We start from the raw sequence: 17,796 nt of genomic DNA, 5'->3' as shown, positions 1-17,796 counted from the left end.
CGTATGATTAGTGCGCGACGGCCGCCTGATGGCGGCCGATCGAGCGCGCGAGCAGCAACGTCAGCGTGGCGGACAACAACAAGAGTGCGCAGACGAAATAGAGCCCGCCCTCGAAGCTGCCGGTGAGGTCCTTGATCCATCCGATCATGGCCGGACCGACGAAGCCGCCGAGATTGCCGATGGAGTTGATGGTTGCGATGCCGCTCGCCGCGGCCGGACCGGCCAGGAACAGTGTCGGCATGCTCCAAAGCGGCGGCTTGGCGGCGCTGATGCCGACGTTCACCAGCACCAGCGCAGCGATAACTGAAGCAACGCCAGTCGACATGCCTGCCAGCGCGAGCCCGGCCGCCGCAACGAGGCAAGCGATGACTACATGCCACGTCCGTTCGTTGGTGCGGTCCGAATGCCTTGACCACAGATACATGGCCACCACGGCGATCGTCGGCGGGATCGCATTGAGCGATCCAACCGCCATATTCGACAGGCCGAAGCCTTTGATGATCTGCGGCGCCCATACCCCCAGCGTGTACAGTCCCGCCGACGTGCCGAAGTAGACGAGGGACAAAGCCAGAACGCGTAGATCCGTCAGTCCCCGCCAGACGCTATGGCTCGCCGACCCTGCCTTGGCCGCCCGCTCCGCATTCATGGCCTCGACCAGCCAGGCCCGCTCATCATCGGCAAGCCACTTCGCCTGTTCCGGCCGATCCGTCATGAATCCGAGCACGATGAACCCAAGCACGATGGCGGGTAGCGCCTCGAGGAGAAATAGCCATTGCCACCCCTTAAGGCCGAACAAGCCGTGCAACTCCAGAAGAGCGGCCGAGACGGGCGATCCGAGGACCGTTGAAAGAGGCGCCGCTGCCATGAACAGAGCGGTGATCCCGGCACGCTGGCGCGCGGGAAACCAATAGGACAGATAGAGGATAATTCCTGGGAAGAACCCAGCTTCGGCCGCGCCGAGCAAGAAGCGAAGAACGTAGAAGCTTGTTTGCCCTTGGACGAACGCCATTGCCCCGGATATCAAGCCCCAGGTGATCATGACCCGAGCGATCCACAGTCGGGCTCCCACCTTGTCCAAAATGATGTTGGAGGGCACCTCGAACAGGAAGTAACCCCAGAAGAAAATGCCCGCACCAAATCCGTATACGGAGGAGGAGAAACCAAGATCCTTGTTCATCGTCAGCGCTGCGAAGCCGATGTTCACTCGGTCGATAAACGCGACGAAGTAGAGTAGCATCACGAATGGCACGATCCGGTAAGCTACTCGACGGATCGTGCGCTTCTGAACCTCGTTCACCACCTTGGGCCTCCTCGTTTTTCGGCTGGCGCCCCGGCTGGCAGCCATGCCTTTTATCTACGGCCAGCCTAGAAGGAAGAGACGGCGTCACTCAATACGCCCTTATTTGTACAAAAAAATGGTATAATGGCTCGGATTCGACAAAAGGGCCTGCTCATGGAGCTGCGTCAATTGAGATGTTTCGTCGCCGCCGCCGAGCAGCTGCATTTTGGCCGCGCGGCCCAACACCTGCAGATGCTACCTTCCGCCTTCGGCCGCCACATCAAACTCTTGGAAGAGGATCTTGGTACGCGGCTGTTTGCAAGGACCACGCGAGCCGTCTCTTTGACCGACGACGGCGCGCTACTTCTTCGGGAGGCGCGCATCATTCTCTCAAAGGTCTCGACCGTGGAGGCCGTCTTGCGCGGTCGCTCGCGTTCGGTCGGAGCCCGGAATCTCAAGGTAGGCGCCATAGACAGTGCTGCGGCCGGGCTTATGCCGCAGCTGTTGCGAGACTTCCGCGCGAAATACCCCGACGTCACCGTTCATCTTCTGGAGGAAAAGACGTTCCGGCTGCTTCCCAAGGTCCTTTCCGGAGCGCTCGATCTCGTTTTCATCCGTCCTCCGGAGAAGATGGACCGAAGGCTCGAATGTAAAACTCTGCTCATGGAAACCGCAGTGGTCGCCCTTCCCCGCAGGCACGCGCTTGCACGTAACGAATGTCTGTCGCTCTCGGCGATCGCTCATCAACCGATGATCGTTCCTGATCGGCGATCTCGGCCCCACAGCCACGACTTGACCATGAAGCTGTTCGAGGACGCCGGGCTGACGCCCCGCATCGCTCAGCTCGCCGATGAAAAGCAGACGATCGTGAACATGGTTGCGGCTGGACTGGGACTGGCCGTCGTCCCCCGCTGGACCTCTCGCATGGCTGTTGCGGGCGTTCGCTTTGTTCCGCTCAAGCTGGAGCGCTTTGGAGCAGTTGGACGGCTTCCGCTCGCTGCAAGTTGGCTGCGTGGTTCCCGCGATCCTATTCGCGATACGCTTTTGACGGTCCTCGAAAAGCGGTTGCGGTCTTATGCCAAAGGTGCCTGATGATTCTTGCAGAAAGCCAGGCGCCGAGCTCCGATGCGAGCGCAAATGTCAAGCTCGCCGGTCCGAAAGTGTTTGAACCGTGTTCGGTCGGGTACCGATGGTCATCGTTGAGCGCATCTGGAAAGGGAGGCAAGGAGCACGAATACTCATGAGCCGTCGATTGTCGAGGCATCCTGCAAGCCCACTTCGCGTGCGTTTCGATGTTCATCAGCGCGATCCAAGTTGGACGACCGATCGGGGGTGCGATCCGCTGCTAGCCCCCGAGCCGTAACTATTGCGTTTCACAAACACCTCTGTTCGACCGCGACGGTCGAGGAATGCAGATGACCGAGGCAAGCCTTCTCTTGCACCGGAGCGCATCTCAGATCCTGCGTGACCTTGCCGGTTAGGAAGTCATGGCCGACGGAAAGCATCTCACCAGTGATGTCATCATCGGTGCTACCCCGTCCGTCATTGCATTGGCAGGCGCGGAGCTGATCAGGGCCTACCGGGAGCGTCTGCCCGAGTACGCCCGCACTTGCTAGAGGGACGTTGACGCGCTCGATCGACGTCGCGTTGGTCCACGTCTTCAACCAGAAAGCCCACGCTTAATCAGCAAGCGCCTCGCAGTGGAGCGGCTGTTCGCAATCGGGCCGCCAGAAATGTTCGCCGGCGATCCGGTCAGCCCCGCGAGCCTGCTTGCTATACTCTTTCCCTCTGCTCAAAATCCGATTCGAAGCCTTCTCGACGCCGGTGCCGCGGGCATCGATCTGTCGGTGTCGATTGTGCTGGAGATCGACACGATGATTCCTCTAAAAGACCTCGTCCGGCAGCGCCTTGCCCCGGCGTCCTCCCGTTCTGCGCGGTCAGACATGAGTTCGTGACGGAACTTTGAGCGCCGGCTCAATCGTCAGGCCGAAATCAGAAGGGATCTGGGCCTTATCTGCCTTGCGGATCCGGCCGCCGACGCGCGTCGCCTCCGAGCTGATTGCCCGCTTCGGTATATCCTGCGCAAGATCGTCTCCGGAAAGAGAGGACACGGTTTCGTCGATCCGATAACCGCCTAAGATAGTAGGCCCCTAAATATACAGCGATGGCGCGATGAGGCGGCGCTCCACCAACTTTGGAAGCACAACAAAACCAAGATCCGCGGTGTCTATAACGCGGCCGCTTGAACCCCATGGGCTTCTTCCGAATCTACCTCGAGTGGCCCGAAATGATGTAGCCTTCCGGCCCGGTGGTTTTCCCAGTCTGCCTAACTCCCAAAAAAACGCCCGCCATAGGTGGCGGGCAGTCTGCGGGAGAGAGTAGTGCGATCGGGTGCGACTCAAGCTTCCTTTGCGTAAGCTGCAAGATCGGCCCGCAGCATCTTCAATATGTCGTCTCGGATGGGATCCCTGGTCCCGCGCGACCAAGCAGCCGCAAGGGGAAGTTTGTTCATGTCCGACGCCACGAGCCGGACATAGCGAACCCCGCGGCTCGCCAGGCGCGACGTCCAGCTAGGTACGATAGCGATCCCCAAACCGGCCGACACCAGGTTGACGATCGTTTGCTTTTCCTCCGCAATCTGAGCAATCCGGGCGTCTAGCCCGGCTTCCGCAAAGAGCTTCATCGTTAGATCGTGGCTATGAGGCCTGGACCGCCGTTCGGGAACGATCAGTGGCTCGTTCTTGAGATCCGCAACCTTGACCATCTTCCTCGACGCAAGTCGATGATGGTGCGGAAGGGCTACGACGGCTGTCTCAAAGAAGAGAAATAGAAACTCCAGCCGCTTGTTGGCGTCTTTTGGGGGGCGCACGAAGGCGAGATCAAGCCGTCCGGTCAAAAGGCGCGGCAACAGACGAATGGTCTTATCCTCGACCAGTTGAATCGTTGCATCAGGCCGACGCTTGCGAAAGTCTTTAAGAAGTTTCGGAATAAGTCCGGCGGCAGCACTGTCGATGGCACCAACGCGTATGATTGTTGCCCCTTTGCGCGAGCGCGTCCGAAATCTGACCGCAAGCGCATCGGCTTGCGTCAGCAGCGCACGCGCATCTTTAAGCAAGACAACACCGTCGTCCGTCAGCGCGACGTTTCGCGTCGTGCGCGTCAGAAGCCGCGTGCCGAGATCCTCCTCCAGCAGCCGAACAAACCGCCCCAGGGCCGAGGGAAGCATATTCATTCGTTGCGCCGCTCTTCCGAAGTGAAGCTCTTCGGCTGTTGCTACGAAGCAGCGCAGTTGTTGCAGGTCCATCAGTTCCTCCGTACGACGACGATAACATCAAAAACGCCGGTCTTATTATGTCATTCTTTTGTATAAACGATTGGAGATTGAATCCGCTCTGCCTTGATTGCAGCGTTTTCTCGATAGCGCCGTCGATGCGCAGAACAATCAAACGCCGATCGGGCCAGGAGCCCATCCGGCTTGACGAACGATCTGGAGGTCCGGTTTGCGAAAGTGATGCTGCTCTACTTGGCTGGGACGGAGACGCCGAGTGCGCCAGGCACGATCGTGCGCCGAGCGCGCTAGGCCAGGCACATGCGGCACACTTCGATCCGCTCTTGCCTCGCGGCCCGCGATAGCAACGGCCTTCTTGATCGCGTCGGCGCTCTCATTCGCATCGATTCGATACGCACGAACGTCGGCAATGTCAGGGCTGTTTGATGGGCGGCCCCGCAATTTCGCGAGGTAAAACATGCATCGTCGGCGAGCCAAGATTATTGCGACCGTCGGACCCGCCAGCCGTTCGCCAGAGATGCTCGCGGCATTGGGCCAGGCGGGCGGATACGTTCCGACTTACAGGCAGATCACGCAAGGCGTCATGGCGCAATTCGTCAACTCGAACGAAGATTCAGCCGCCCTATTGGTATTCTTCAGGACTTGCAGGGGCCAAAGATCCGGGTTGGTACCATAAGGAATGGCAGATTTTCCCTCAGTGCCGGTGACGCCGTTCGCTTTGTTCCGTCGGTCGGCGTCCGGGCATATCGATGACATCGTGCGCCTCTCCGATGGGATAGTGATCGCGCGCGTTGATCTTGGCGTCGCAATTCCGCATGCGGAGGTTCCCGGCCGACAAAAGGAATTGATCCGATCGTGCCGCCTCGACGCTCAATGGTTGCTGCGCCGACGCCGACACGCGCCGACACTTCGGATGCGGCCACAGCGATCTATGGCGGAGCCGACGCGATCATGCTGTCCGCGGAATCTGCGACCGCGCAATATCCGTGCGAGGCCGCCACCAACATGAGCCGCATAATCGAAAGCACCGAGCGACATAAAATGTATCGTTCGATCGTCAATGCGTCGGAGCCGGACGAGGAGCAGACCGCCCCGACCGCGGCGGCTGCGGATCTCGCAACGATGATCGGAGCCTCAGCGATCCTCGCCTTCACCTCGAGCGGTACGACTGCAACGCGCATCGCGCGCAAACGTCCCAAGGTACTGATCCTCGCGATCACACCGGAGGAACGGGTCTCGCGCCAACTATGCCTGTTGTGGGGGCGCCCACGGCATGAAGTCCCCCAACATAAGCTCCTACGAGGAGATGGTCGAACGCGCGACGCAAACCGCTCTCAACGTGAACTTTTGCGGAGAATGCCGATGTCATCGTCGCCGTGGCCGGCATACGTTTCGGCGATGCCGGCACAACCAATAATTTACGCGTGGTGACGATTGCTTAAGCGCTTCGCCGCCATCCTGGCCGCCCCCTTCCTCTAACCAGCTGACGTCGCAGCGCGGCCTATGCCGTTTGCCGGCCCAACCTTGCGCAACTGCCCAGCAGATCACGTCCTCGCAAGAAATTATTCTAATCGTTTGTATATTATAATGAGCATTGAGGTCAGCGAGCCAGTGACCTTAAGATTATAGATTAGCGGGCGAATAAGTTCCGTTTTGCAATCGGGAAACGTCGGGGTGAAACCATTAGCACAAGATCTTGAGGTGTTTATCGTTGCGGCGCGGCGGGGAAGTTTTGCTGCGGCGGCGACAGAGTTAGGTGCGTCGCCTGCCTACGTCAGCAAGCGCGTCGCGCTACTTGAGCGGGCACTCGGACGCGTGTTGTTCCTGCGTACCGCTCGACAAGCGGTGCTCAGCAGCGATGGGGAAGTGTTGCTGTCCAAAGCGCAGCGCGTTCTCGATGCCTATGCGGATTTTGTAGCTGACGGTCCTGAGACCGATTCCGTCGCCCGCGGCAGCGTACGAATTACGGCAAGCTCGGGTATTGGCTGCAATCATGTCGCACCACTTGTATCGGAGTTGGCGCTCCTACACCCGGAATTGGATATTCGGCTGGAAATCGTCGATCGGAGCGTGGATCTGGTTGAGGAGAATGTCGACATTGACATTCGGGTCGGCAGGGTACGCGAGCCTCACTTGCTCGTGCATCCTATTGCGCAGGGAAGACGCATTCTCTGCGCGGCTCCCAGCTATCTCAATCGACGCGGCATGCCGGAGGAACTCGGCGATCTCGCTGGACATTCGTGCCTGGTCATGCGCGAACGTGACGAGGTGTTCGAGCGCTGGACTTTGCATGGTCCCATCGGGATGCGCACCATCAACGTCACCGCTGCCCTCTCCACCAACCATGGCGATATCATCCGCAATTGGGCGATTGCCGGCCGTGGGATAATGCTGCGTTCTTATTGGGACGTGGCCAAGGGGCTCGCGAATGGCCAATTAGTCCACGTGCTTCCCCTCTGGTGGCAGCCGGCTGATATATCTGCCGTCACCAAAGTCCGCTCAAGCAGTGTGTACCGATATTATCTTTGCGTCCGCTATATTCGCGAGCGGCTCCGTGACGGGCCATTCGCACTTGCCACAAAGCGATGGCCCGAGACTCCAGGTGAAACAGAGCTCACACTTGAGGAGGCTCCCGCGCTTCATGAGGCCTGAAACCGTGACTGAGTTTGCAGAGCGCCTTCGGGGCGATGCGCATGTCGCAGCCGGCATGGGCGGCCTTGTCGCCGAAAAGCTCACGCTGCGCCAGCTTTTCGAATCGTCCGACCTGTCGGCCCAGGAGTTTGCCGACGCGGTCGCAGCCTTTTTCAAACATGACCGTGCGGCTTTAGCCGACCTCTTGGCTGGGACGAGCTTGGTCGAACACTTCTCGCCTCGCTTCCTCCGGGAAATGACGATTTTTCCGTATCAGCTCGCGAATGGACGCGCCGTGATTGCCCTGTTCGATCCCACGGACACGGCAGCGATCAGCGCCGCGGAGATTGTACTCGGCCCCGCGGTAAAGGTCGCCATCGCGTCGTTTGAGGACATTGATACCGCGCTCTCTCAGCGCCTTAGCGAAGGCGAGACCACCGCAGCGAATAGGGATAATACCATCGCTGTCCGCGAGGAGGATATCGAAAGCCTCCGCGACCTAGCTAGCGGCGCGCCGGTCGTCCGTGCCGTCTCCGAATTGATCGAAAAGGCCGCCGAGCTTCGCGCCAGTGACATACACATTGAGCCTTTCAGGACGGAACTGGCAGTGCGTATGCGGGTTGATGGCCTGCTTCGCCATATCCCCTCACCATCCCATGTACTCCCACAGGCCATAGTCTCCCGCATCAAGATCCTGGCGGGTCTCAACATAGCCGAGCGCCGATTGCCTCAAGATGGCGCCGCGCGTGTCCAACTTGGGCGAGCTGAAATGGATTTGCGCGTCGCTATCATGCCGACGCAGCATGGTGAGTCTGCCGTCATTCGGCTTCTGCCCAAGGAGCGGGGACTCCTTGCGATCGAGAAGCTCGGCTTTGCGCCCGACGACGAAGCAAAGCTCCGCGCAGTCCTGACGCTCCCGCACGGTCTCATCGTGGTCACCGGACCAACCGGCAGCGGTAAAACCACGACGCTTGCGACCGTGCTCGGCCTCCTCAACGAATCCTCCCGGAAGATACTGACGATCGAGGATCCGGTAGAATACGAAATCAAGGGCATCAATCAGTCCCAGGTAAACTCTGCTATCGGCCTGACTTTCGCGAAGGCATTGCGCGCTTTCGTGCGGCAAGATCCGGATGTCATCATGGTGGGCGAGATCCGTGATGCCGAGACAGCGGAAGTAGCGATCCACGCTGCCCTGACCGGGCACCTCGTCCTGACCACGCTGCACACCGAAACCGCTGCGGCCGCCGTGCCGCGACTGCTGGACCTCGGCGTCGAGGCGTTTCTGTTGAGTTCAACCCTCCGTGCCGTGATCGCGCAGCGGCTGGTGCGGCAGCTTTGCGACCGGTGCAAAACAACGAGCCGGCTCGAGCACTCGGAGTTTGCGGCCGATCGGCGGTACGCCGCGATCGGCCTTCGGGTTGGTGATGAAGTTTACAAGGCAGGCCGATGCGAGCGTTGCGGCGGAACGGGCTACCGCGGCCGCGTTGGCCTGTTCGAGGTCCTTGAAGTGGCCGATGAGGTTCGTCAGCTGATGAATGCGCACTGCGACGCCGTGTCGATTGATCGAACAGCGGTTCGATCTGGAATGACCACCATGATCCAAGACGGCCTCGCGAAATGCCGAGCCGGCGTCACGTCGCCCGCGGAAGTTCTCCGCGTAACGACCATACGATAACGTGATGCAAACCTTTCGCTATCTAGCTATGACCCAGAGCGGTGAGCTCGTAAACGGTATGATCTCCGCGTCCACCGCGAAGGAAGTTTTCGCGCGTATCGAGTATCTCGGTCTCGTTCCGATCGAAACAGTCGCTCAGGACACTAAGGTTGCGGTCGCTCATATCGCTGCTGGTTTTCTTGGGCGACCACGCGCCGAAGACGTGACCATCTTTACACGTGATCTTTCTTTGCTGCTCAAGGCGGGCGCGAGGCTTGACGATGCACTGGAGTTGTTGTGCTCAGATGACGACATCGGCCGCCTGCGCCCGATTGTGAGTAAACTCCGCGTCGCAGTGCTTGCGGGCGAAAGCTTCGCTGAAGCCGTCGGCAAATATCCGAGTTGCTTTCCGCCTATCTATGCGGCGCTCGTGCAAGTCGGCGAAACGTCCGGGAAGCTCGGCCACCTTCTCGATATGCTGGCAAGCGAGCGCGCGCGCACGGAGGCCTTGCGCCGAAGAATTACTGATGCGCTGCAATATCCTGCATTCGTGTTGCTCGCTGCATCCTGCGTGCTGGCATTTTTTGTTCTCGTGGTACTGCCACAGTTCGGAGCTGTGTTGCGCGATTTCGGCGCCAAGCAGGACTCGCTGATTGTCACGGTGCTTGGCGTTTCTGAATGGACGCGCTCCAACGGTCTGGCGATTCTTGGAGTCGCAGGGGCCGCCATCTTTGCAGCCTATGCCGTCCTCCGCCGGCCCGTGATCCGGTTCCGGCTGCTCGCAACACTGATGCGATTGCCGGGCCCCAGTTCGATTTTTCGGGCCTACCAAACTGCGGTGTTCTGCCGCAATCTCGGCATCCTTGCTGGCAGTCAGGTACCTTTGACCACCACCCTGCGCATCCTCGTCGATATCATGTCCTTTTCGGGCGATGTTCCCGCCTGGACAACCGCGGCTGATCAAGTACGACACGGCGCGAAGCTTTCTGACGCCCTTTCCCAGTCAACGGTCTTGCCCATGATGGCGATCCGCATGATCCGCATTGGCGAAGAAACCGGCCAGCTGCCAATACTCGCCGGGCGCATCGCGGAGTTCTACGAAGCCAAGCTACAGAGGAGTCTTGACCGGCTCGTCGCCGTTATCGGACCGGCGGCCGTGATCGGCATTAGCGTGGTTGTCGGCGGTCTCATCGTTTCCATTATGACGGCCCTGCTGTCTATCACTCAACTCGTATCGTGATCTCAAAACAGCGAGCGCAAATGACGCTTATCTCATCCCGCGCAATGGCCTGGCGGCGGCGGTCGTTCGCAGCGGGCGAGAATGGATTCACCTTGGTCGAGATGCTGGTCGTCATTACGATCATCGGGCTGATCATGGGACTGATCGGCCCCCGCGTGTTGAACTATCTCGCTGAGTCCAAGGTCAAGACGGCCAAGATACAAATCCGCAGCCTCGCCAGTTCGCTCGATCTCATGTTTCTCGACACGGGACGCTATCCGTCATCTTCGGAAGGCCTTAACGCCCTGGTAAAACCCGCAGCTTCGATGGCCGGATGGCACGGTCCCTACATCGATGGAAATAGCCTACCGAACGACCCGTGGGGTAGGCCCTATGTTTACCGGTCGCCCAGTGGGAACGCCAAGTTTGAGATCATGTCCTACGGGGCTGACGGGCATGAGGGCGGTGCGGATTCTGCCGCCGATATCTCGTCAAACAGCAATGAGAAATAGCCCGGAAGCACAAAACGGATTTACTTTGCTTGAGATGGTCTGCGTGTTGTCCATCGTCGCAATGCTGGTCGGTATCCTTCTGCCACGGCTTTCGCCTGGAACGTCGCGGCCGCGGCTCGAGGCATCGGCACTCGAAATCGCGTCCCTATTGAAGATCGACCGGAACGCGGCAGTTAAGAGCGGGATGCGCGTGCTGACCAGAATCGACGCGAGCACCCGGCGCCTGCAATCAGGTTCGAACGGCAGCGTTCTCGTGGTACCGGACGATGTGACGCTGGACGCACTATTGCCACGGGATTGCGAAGGACGACCCGCCCTTTCGACCATAAGTTTTTTCCCGAGCGGGTTCTCGTGCGGTGGCACGCTTAGACTCTCGCGTCTGAATACTGTCTACGAAGTTCGTGTGAATTGGCTTACGGGGGGAATCGAGATTGTGCGCGTTCCGGCTGTGTAATGCCTCCCGCAGCGTCGCGGGGTTTACGATCGTCGAGGCATTGGCCGCTCTCGCGATCGCCACCGCCATGCTGGCGGCGATCGGCTCGCTCATGTCGACCAGCATAAAAGGCGCGCGGAGGATTGATGATCGCATGGTCTTGGTGGAGACGGCGCGCACTCTGGCGGCAGCATTGCCGCCGCGCGGCGACGCAACCACGGGCGTAACGTCGGGTGAACTCAACGGCATTGTCTGGCGCGTCGATATATCGCCCTTGCTCAGGACAGCGTCCGACAAGCAGCAATGGGTGCCGAAACGGGTCCGGATCCAGGTTAAATCTTCAGCAGGTACGAGCTTCGCCCTGGAAACTGCGCGTCTGGGCCGGAGGTCGCAGTGATAGCCCGGGATCACCTCTCCCAAGCCTTGCACCGCGCGAGTATCGCGGGGTTCACGCTGTTCGAAGCTCTCGCGGCGATCGTACTTATGGGGATTGTTGTTTTTTGTCTAAGCACAATCGCGACGCATTGGCTACCCAGCTGGGATCGTGGCCTGGCGCGCGCGCAACGCGCCGAGCTTATTGGCATCGCCCTTGACCGTTTAACCGCCGATCTTGCGGCATCGCAGTTCATTTCCGCCAACGGCGGAAGCAAAAAGCCGCTGTTCAACGGCACAGAAGGATCTGTCACTTTTGTGCGCACGGTTACAAGCCCCAACGCCAAGTCGGGCCTCGAGATCGTTAAAATCGAAACAATCAAGGACCCTACTGGTCTCGTCCTCATACGCTCTTCGAGGCCCTTCGTCTTGTTTGAAGGTGCGATTGACCCGTCTGGCTTTGGTAATCCCGTCGTCCTGCTGCGATCGCCCTATCGGGCCGAGTTCGCCTATGCGGGACCCGGCGGCGTGTGGAAGGCGAACTGGCTGAATGTCGGCCACTTGCCGGCCGCCATCCGCCTCACGGTCCAAGATCACACCCTTGGGGAGGCGAGGGTAATCTCGACCACGACGCTTATTCATGTTGACGCGCCTGCACTATGCATCAGCGGAAAGAGCACGGATTGCACGGGAGAGCCCGACACTAGTCCCGATACGGCTCCCGCAGCGGACTCTCTCGAGAGCCGTCGGACCTGAGGCCACAATGATATTTTGCAATCCGCAGGAAGGACACTTATCTGGGGGGCGGGAGGGCTTTATCCTCATTGCGGTCCTCTGGATGTTGATTGCACTCGCGACACTTGCGTCCATCTATTCGATTTACATAGGCAGTTCTTCCTGGTCGAGTTCGGTGATCGAGCGCCGTCTGCAAGCCGATCAATTGGTGTCAGCCAGCCTTAATCTCGCGACCCAACGCCTTGCTGTGGCAGACCAGCGCGATCGACCTACGCATGGCCACTTCAGCTTCCGGCTAGGCCAAGCCAACGCATCGGTCAGATTCGTTTCCGAAGCGGCCCGGCTCGATCTCAATCAGGCCCCGCGCGAACTACTATCGAGTTTCTTCATAGCGATCGGCGCATCGGAGGAGGATGCCCCGCGTTTTGCTGCGCGGATTGTTGGTTGGCGAGAGCGCTTAAGACCATCCGATCGCGCTAATGAAGCGCAGCTTTACCGCGCCGCCGGCCGCGGCTATGGACCGCGAGGCGCTCCCTTCGCACATGTAGGAGAGTTATGGTTAGTTCAAGGTCTGCCGCAGGTCATCATAGAACGAATGTTGCCTCTGGTGACCGTTTACAGCGGCAGGTCCGATATTAACGTCTTCGACGCGCCGCCCGAGCTTGTTGCGGCTTTGCCTGGCATGACCCTAGATCGTCTGAATGGTTTTCTTGGCCAACGGCAGCTCGTGGCTCCCAGTAAGGACGCTCTAGTCCGACTGCTCGGTTCAGATCAAACCGCCGCGACCGCCGATGCAAGTGACGCGTTCCGGCTGGACATAAAAATAGGGGGCGCAGGGGGATGGAATAGCTGTGCGGAAGCGGTCATCTTGCTACAGGGTCCGGACGATCCTTTTCATATCCTTGCCTGGGATGACAGTTTGCGCGGTGACTGTCGTCAGGGCATGGCAACGGCGAACCCGCCATGATCCTGTTTAATTCGATAGCGGCAGGCCTCGCTTCGTGGGTACAAGCCGTGGCGTCCGAAGTTTCATCGCTCTCGAACGGCTTGCGCCGACGCTCGCAGGTTCGGATGGTGGAATTCGAGAAGGATCAATTCACCCTTCATCTCGTGACCGACCCCAAAAACGCGAAAGCGCCTGACCACGCGCTCGCGGTCCTGGAGGGAGCGGTTGCTAGCCCAATCCCTCCAGCATGGAAGTTAGCTCTGACTGGAAGTCAGCTTGAACTTGTCCTTCACCCGGCGCGATTTCTGTTTCGCCCGCTGGATTTGCCGAGGCGCGCTGCCGAATATGCGGCGGGTGTCGTGAGGTCCCAAATCGACCGACTAACCCCGTGGGATGTGCAAGAAGCGGTCTATGGTTGGAGTGCTTCACCTGACGAGACTGGCGACCGCATTCAGCTGACAATCGCTGCCACGCCTCGCGCTAAGCTAACGCCCTTGCTCGATGCTATCGGATCGCTTGGGACTTGGTCAATCCTGGTCTCCACGTCACGTTCGAACGTGCCAATTAGGATCGTTGAGACACAAATACACGGACCGACCGATTTCCGTCGTGTTCGTACGTGCCTGATGGTAGTTCTGCTGTTAAGCGGCTTTGCTGCCACTTCGTCGCTTTGCATTTCAGCGCTCATTTCGGACGGTTTGGCCCTGAGACGGGAAGAACTCTCTCGAAAGATATCGGTGCTCACAAGAGCGTCGCAGAATGTTGTTGCCGAATCCGCTTTGCGAGAGCTCGAACAACAGAAGCGCAACACTCCTTCGCCCGTAATGGCGATTGAGGCGCTGTCGGATCTACTGCCAGACAACACGTTCCTAACGGAGCTGCGTATCGATCACGCGAAACTACAGATAGCGGGCCTTACGAGCGACGCCGCATCGCTCATCCGCCTGATCGAGCAGTCGCCCCAGTTTTCACACGCGATCTTCTTCGCTCCAACCACACGGTCTGAAGGAGCAACCAAAGAGCAATTCCACGTCGAGGCTCAAATCAACCCCGCATTCGCCGCTATCCATGAACCAGACCTACCGCATTAGACGCTACGTCAGCGCCATTCCGTTCGTTGCCACAATTTGTTACGCGGCAATGACGGGATTTCTATTGCTGATCACGGGCTGGACGGCGTTGGACCTGGCGGAACAGCATCGTACGCTGGCGAACGCGAACGAAATGTTCGACAGGTTGCAGTCACAACAGCGGGCGGCCCGCAGCACGAACGACGGGGCGCTCGCTGTGAGTCCACCAGTTGTCGAAGGTCCCACGGTCACAGTCGCGGCCGCCGTGGTGCTGCAGCACGTTTCTGCAGAAGCGACGCGGATGGGAAGCAACATCTTATCGTCGCAGGTCGATCTGCAGGACGCAGGAGCACAACACGGGATCGTCAGAGTCTCTGTCGATCTCGAGATCGAGCAGCCGGCCCTTCAAGGCCTCCTTTACGAGCTGGAGGCGGGATCGCCCTTCCTGTTCATCGATCAATTGGTCATACAGGTACCCGAGTCGTCGACAAGACACGCCGCGACGAAGGTGCGCGTCGCAATTGTCGTCTCCGGATGGTGGCGGAGTGTCAAATGAAGTGCCCCCTCACGATTCAAGCTCTCGCGCTGGCCTTCCTGATCTTGGCAGTCGAATCGGGGAGGCGGCCTGCCGAGGCGAGTCAGACTTCAACGGCTACTGGCCTGAATCCGCCAGTGTCGCCCACAATGGAGTACCTGCTTGCGAAGGAGCCATTCGAGGCTACCCGATCGGAGCATAATCCCATTGCCAAAGTCCCCCTTGCGCAGCTCAATAAAACGCAAGAGCGCCCGCTATTCTCTCCGTCACGCCGCCCTCCGTCTCTGCCGCCGCCGAACGCGCCCACTATCCCCGTTGTCGTCGCGGCTCCCAAGCCGCTCGAGCCTGAGCTTCCGCCATTTGAACTCGTGGGCACGATAACTGGGGGCGCCGACAGCATCGCCGTCTTTGTGAATCGCGCGACTGGCGAGACGGTGAAGTTGCGGCAGGATGAAGTTCAATCAGGATGGACGTTGCGCGACATCGGAGCGCGTGAAGCCACGCTTTCGAACGGCGAGAACATCAAGGTTCTGGCTCTCGCCTTGCCCGGCACGACCGCAGATCCGGCGCCTGTGGAAGCCAGCACCGCTTCAATACGGCATCCTGCGAAGCGTTAAGGGTAAATGCGATTATGTTAGCGGATCAATCGCAACCGCCAAGTGTGCCGCGCTGCGATGGGTCGCCTTCAGGTACACCGACACGACGATCTCGTAGCCGCTCGTGCCATTGCGTGCAATGCCGCAGACCCTACGTTGCAGCGCACAGAGGCAATTCATCTTGACAAGCAACACTTCGTGTCGCTCGACAACACACCTCAGATATTGATGTCCGTCATTCAGTCCCTAGCATCGCGAGAAAGCGCCTTATGAACCGCTTTTCGTTTGGCGCGGCTGGCGGGGGACTTTCAAACATCAATGGCCCGATCCGATCTGTCGCCTATCTACTCGGAAACACGAGCGAGGCTTTTCGAGATGGCGACCTTCACTCTAACGATTGAACAACCGAAAGAGGAACCTTTATATGTTACGCAGGAACTCAATCCCAACCAAGTGTGCCTTGGCTTTGGCCGCGACGCTCATGGCAGGTTCGGCGTTGTCGACCACGGCTCACGCAAACAATGGCGACTTGATCGCAGCGCGTCAGAAATTTTTCGGCGACGAGAACGTCGATCCCGAGTCCGGGCGGGTCAGTCCCGACAAGGTCATCTTGTCGTGGCTCTCGAATTCAACTCTGGCGGCTTCCATTGCCGGCCACGTTTTGCTTTTGGACACTTACGTCACTCGGCTCGAAGTTTCGCCGGGCCGCACGCCCTTCGTTATCGGCGATTTGGTTGCTCTCAAACCAGAAGGCCTTCTAATCGGGCATGGTCACTTCGATCACGCGGACAACGCGGCCTACATCGCTGCGATGACCGGCGCGAAACTCTACGCCACCGCGGAAACCTGCGTTGCCCTGCAAGCCGATTTCGCGCGCGAGCAGGCCGACCCGGCGATTCAAGGTAATCCGGCTACGGCGTTTCCTCACAAGGCGTCGATCTCCTGCAACACGGTCACGACGACCGGTTCGGTTCCCGGCACCCAAATTGTCAAACTGGACTTCCTGGAACCGGACGCCTGCGTAATCGCCTTCCGACACTTGCACTCGGTTGCAGTCCCGGTCGACCCGACCTGGCCGCGGGCACCTAATCCGTCCGTTTATTATGCGGTTGACCCGCGCGATCCGGGGCTGTTTCCGGCCGGAACGCCGCTTGCGCCCGGGAAAAGTGGGACGCTGCCTGGGCAGATCAACATTGCTACCAGCGGCAGTGGTGGTCCGGGTGGCCCTATTCCGCTGTTTTTCGATTTTGTGTTGCGCGAAGGTCGTCACTTCACCTTTGCTTGGTATAACTCGTCGGGAGCACTCAAAGAAGGATTGGGAAGCGGGTGGCCCAACGGCACGCCAGCTGACGGCCAGCGTATCACGAACATCCTGAAGAGTTTACCGGCCACCGATGTGGATGCCGGTACGATTGCGACAGCCAATTTCGATAACAATTCTTATCGTGATCCCTTCGCGTATATTCAAGCGCTGAACCCGAAGATCTTCATTCCGTTGCATCTGACCACCGGGTCGACCTTCAAGGAATCCATCTCGCCCGCCGTTTACGGCGGATACCTGGATCAAATTAAGCGCCTCGGCCTGACACTCGATCAATGGCCAGACACACGATGGCTCGTTGATCCCGAAGATTACGCAAAGCCCATCGTCTACGACATTCGGGACCCGCGCTGGGACAATCCAAAGAAGCTGCCCGCCATCAAGCATTATTGCGGTTCTGATCCAGACGACCACCACGACGACCACGGGAAGCCGTGACCACCGCGCCGACGGCTGCTCGAAAAGAGGAGCCGTCGCGCCCTTCCACGATCCGCGCGCCGGATGCAACTGAAATGATGCAATGAAACGCTCTCTGATTTGGTTCGTAATCGTCGCAACGCTGTGTGTGTGCATCCACGCAAGGCACGTCGACGCTCATCCGGATATATTGGTTCACATGCATGATGCGGTTATCTTTGATGGAAATGGCTCTATCAGCGGCGTCCGCGTATCTTGGACCTACGATAGGGAAACGTCGGTGACGGCATTGCGAAGTAGCGGCCTCAACGAAAGCGCCCCACACCTCGGGCGTGACCAGCTTGATCCGCTGGCCAGGGCGACGGTTAATTCGCTGCGCGCGTCTGACTTCTATACGTTCGCGCGCGTCAATGGCACCAAGCAGCCATTCGATGGCGCATCCGATTCATGGCTCGAGTGGGATGGATCGGTGCTAACATTGCATATGGCTCTCAACTTCAAGCAGCCCGTGAGCAACAGCAATTTCACGCTCGAGCTCTTCGATGAAACAGACGAGATCGAGTTCGATTTCCAAGAAGGAGACGCCGTCATCATGACGAAGGCACCCAAAGACTGCGCGCTCGTCGTCGCACGGCCAGGCGATGCCGCCGCTCAACGGGAACTTCTCGGCGATGCTTATCTCAATCCCAACGTTCAACCGGTCGGTTGGGATGCGCAATACTCAAACAAGGTTTCGGTGCGATGTCTAAGTTAGAGGCAATTACAGCCTTGCTCAACCGAATGA

The 17,796-nt window shown here is 59.0% G+C and carries 17 protein-coding genes and 1 pseudogene; 16 read left to right on the top strand and 2 right to left on the bottom strand.

What is annotated here, in order from left to right:
- Positions 1-7: 7 nt before the first annotated feature.
- Positions 8-1,237, bottom strand: coding sequence for an MFS transporter (locus XH89_RS38555; RefSeq protein ID WP_371825248.1), 1,230 nt, complete (start codon positions 1,235-1,237; stop codon positions 8-10).
- A gap of 216 nt (positions 1,238-1,453) precedes the next feature.
- Between XH89_RS38555 and XH89_RS38550 the strand changes: the two genes are divergently transcribed.
- Together XH89_RS38550 and XH89_RS38545 are read left to right on the top strand one after the other, a co-directional pair.
- Positions 1,454-2,371 carry a LysR family transcriptional regulator gene (locus tag XH89_RS38550; RefSeq protein WP_128930059.1) on the top strand — a complete coding sequence of 306 codons (918 nt, stop codon included), beginning with the start codon at positions 1,454-1,456 and terminating at the stop codon, positions 2,369-2,371.
- Between the two features lie 608 nt (positions 2,372-2,979).
- Positions 2,980-3,234, top strand: a complete 255-nt coding sequence (locus tag XH89_RS38545; RefSeq protein ID WP_232995554.1) for a hypothetical protein — start codon at positions 2,980-2,982, stop codon at positions 3,232-3,234.
- A 443-nt stretch (positions 3,235-3,677) separates the two neighbouring features.
- Here the strand turns inward: XH89_RS38545 and XH89_RS38540 are convergent, their stop codons facing one another.
- The gene (locus XH89_RS38540; RefSeq protein ID WP_128955145.1) at positions 3,678-4,583 is read right to left on the bottom strand and encodes a LysR family transcriptional regulator; all 906 of its coding nucleotides are present in this window, start codon (positions 4,581-4,583) and stop codon (positions 3,678-3,680) included.
- A 442-nt stretch (positions 4,584-5,025) separates the two neighbouring features.
- Here XH89_RS38540 and XH89_RS38535 point away from each other — a divergent pair.
- The 14 genes and pseudogenes from XH89_RS38535 to XH89_RS38470 all read left to right on the top strand — a co-directional run bounded on the left by XH89_RS38535 (position 5,026) and on the right by XH89_RS38470 (position 17,766).
- Positions 5,026-6,010, top strand: a pseudogene (locus XH89_RS38535) (pyruvate kinase).
- Between the two features lie 232 nt (positions 6,011-6,242).
- Complete coding sequence (locus XH89_RS38530; RefSeq protein ID WP_128930062.1) at positions 6,243-7,220, top strand: LysR substrate-binding domain-containing protein; 978 nt, start codon at positions 6,243-6,245, stop codon at positions 7,218-7,220.
- Positions 7,210-8,877 (top strand): GspE/PulE family protein, encoded by a 1,668-nt coding sequence (locus XH89_RS38525; RefSeq protein WP_128930063.1) that lies wholly within the window; start codon positions 7,210-7,212, stop codon positions 8,875-8,877. The genes XH89_RS38530 and XH89_RS38525 overlap by 11 nt, the downstream gene beginning before the upstream one ends.
- 4 nt (positions 8,878-8,881) lie before the next feature.
- Entirely contained in the window at positions 8,882-10,096 is a 1,215-nt protein-coding gene (locus XH89_RS38520; protein ID WP_128955146.1) for a type II secretion system F family protein, read from the top strand.
- Between the two features lie 20 nt (positions 10,097-10,116).
- Positions 10,117-10,587 carry a type II secretion system major pseudopilin GspG gene (gene gspG / locus XH89_RS38515; RefSeq protein WP_128930065.1) on the top strand — a complete coding sequence of 157 codons (471 nt, stop codon included), beginning with the start codon at positions 10,117-10,119 and terminating at the stop codon, positions 10,585-10,587.
- On the top strand, positions 10,469-11,041 hold the full coding sequence (locus tag XH89_RS38510; RefSeq protein ID WP_313753858.1) for a GspH/FimT family pseudopilin: 573 nt from the start codon (positions 10,469-10,471) through the stop codon (positions 11,039-11,041). Before gspG ends, XH89_RS38510 begins: the two co-directional genes overlap by 119 nt.
- Positions 11,019-11,417, top strand: a complete 399-nt coding sequence (locus XH89_RS38505) for a general secretion pathway protein GspI (RefSeq protein ID WP_128930067.1) — start codon at positions 11,019-11,021, stop codon at positions 11,415-11,417. The genes XH89_RS38510 and XH89_RS38505 overlap by 23 nt, the downstream gene beginning before the upstream one ends.
- Complete coding sequence (locus XH89_RS38500; protein WP_128930068.1) at positions 11,414-12,148, top strand: general secretion pathway protein GspJ; 735 nt, start codon at positions 11,414-11,416, stop codon at positions 12,146-12,148. Before XH89_RS38505 ends, XH89_RS38500 begins: the two co-directional genes overlap by 4 nt.
- 82 nt (positions 12,149-12,230) lie before the next feature.
- Positions 12,231-13,094 (top strand): general secretion pathway protein GspK, encoded by an 864-nt coding sequence (locus XH89_RS38495; RefSeq protein ID WP_164933593.1) that lies wholly within the window; start codon positions 12,231-12,233, stop codon positions 13,092-13,094.
- Positions 13,091-14,164, top strand: coding sequence for a PilN domain-containing protein (locus XH89_RS38490; RefSeq protein WP_128930070.1), 1,074 nt, complete (start codon positions 13,091-13,093; stop codon positions 14,162-14,164). Before XH89_RS38495 ends, XH89_RS38490 begins: the two co-directional genes overlap by 4 nt.
- Positions 14,142-14,699: a type II secretion system protein GspM gene (gene gspM / locus XH89_RS38485; protein WP_128930071.1), complete on the top strand. Its 558-nt coding sequence runs from the start codon at positions 14,142-14,144 to the stop codon at positions 14,697-14,699. The genes XH89_RS38490 and gspM overlap by 23 nt, the downstream gene beginning before the upstream one ends.
- The gene (locus XH89_RS38480) at positions 14,696-15,295 is read left to right on the top strand and encodes a hypothetical protein (protein WP_128930072.1); all 600 of its coding nucleotides are present in this window, start codon (positions 14,696-14,698) and stop codon (positions 15,293-15,295) included. Before gspM ends, XH89_RS38480 begins: the two co-directional genes overlap by 4 nt.
- Positions 15,296-15,755: 460 nt before the next feature.
- Complete coding sequence (locus XH89_RS38475; RefSeq protein ID WP_128955148.1) at positions 15,756-17,033, top strand: MBL fold metallo-hydrolase; 1,278 nt, start codon at positions 15,756-15,758, stop codon at positions 17,031-17,033.
- Positions 17,034-17,115: 82 nt separating this feature from the next.
- Positions 17,116-17,766: a DUF1007 family protein gene (locus XH89_RS38470; protein WP_128930074.1), complete on the top strand. Its 651-nt coding sequence runs from the start codon at positions 17,116-17,118 to the stop codon at positions 17,764-17,766.
- The last annotated feature ends 30 nt before the right edge of the window (positions 17,767-17,796 follow it).

It is taken from the genome of Bradyrhizobium sp. CCBAU 53340, assembly GCF_015291645.1.
Classification (GTDB): Bacteria; Pseudomonadota; Alphaproteobacteria; order Rhizobiales; family Xanthobacteraceae; genus Bradyrhizobium.
The sequence above is the reverse complement of the archived record's forward strand: the minus strand, read 5'-3'. Positions and strand labels throughout refer to the sequence as shown.

Coding starts and splice junctions, on each gene's coding strand:
- XH89_RS38550 (WP_128930059.1), top strand. CDS start 1,454: ATGGAGCTGCGTCAATTGAGATGTTTCGTCGCCGCCGCCGAGCAGCTG.
- XH89_RS38475 (WP_128955148.1), top strand. CDS start 15,756: ATGGCAGGTTCGGCGTTGTCGACCACGGCTCACGCAAACAATGGCGAC.
- gspM (WP_128930071.1), top strand. CDS start 14,142: ATGAACCAGACCTACCGCATTAGACGCTACGTCAGCGCCATTCCGTTC.
- XH89_RS38510 (WP_313753858.1), top strand. CDS start 10,469: ATGTTTACCGGTCGCCCAGTGGGAACGCCAAGTTTGAGATCATGTCCT.
- XH89_RS38555 (WP_371825248.1), bottom strand. CDS start 1,237: ATGCTACTCTACTTCGTCGCGTTTATCGACCGAGTGAACATCGGCTTC.
- XH89_RS38490 (WP_128930070.1), top strand. CDS start 13,091: ATGATCCTGTTTAATTCGATAGCGGCAGGCCTCGCTTCGTGGGTACAA.
- gspG (WP_128930065.1), top strand. CDS start 10,117: ATGACGCTTATCTCATCCCGCGCAATGGCCTGGCGGCGGCGGTCGTTC.
- XH89_RS38495 (WP_164933593.1), top strand. CDS start 12,231: ATGTTGATTGCACTCGCGACACTTGCGTCCATCTATTCGATTTACATA.
- XH89_RS38540 (WP_128955145.1), bottom strand. CDS start 4,583: ATGGACCTGCAACAACTGCGCTGCTTCGTAGCAACAGCCGAAGAGCTT.
- XH89_RS38525 (WP_128930063.1), top strand. CDS start 7,210: ATGAGGCCTGAAACCGTGACTGAGTTTGCAGAGCGCCTTCGGGGCGAT.
- XH89_RS38480 (WP_128930072.1), top strand. CDS start 14,696: ATGAAGTGCCCCCTCACGATTCAAGCTCTCGCGCTGGCCTTCCTGATC.
- XH89_RS38470 (WP_128930074.1), top strand. CDS start 17,116: ATGAAACGCTCTCTGATTTGGTTCGTAATCGTCGCAACGCTGTGTGTG.
- XH89_RS38520 (WP_128955146.1), top strand. CDS start 8,882: ATGCAAACCTTTCGCTATCTAGCTATGACCCAGAGCGGTGAGCTCGTA.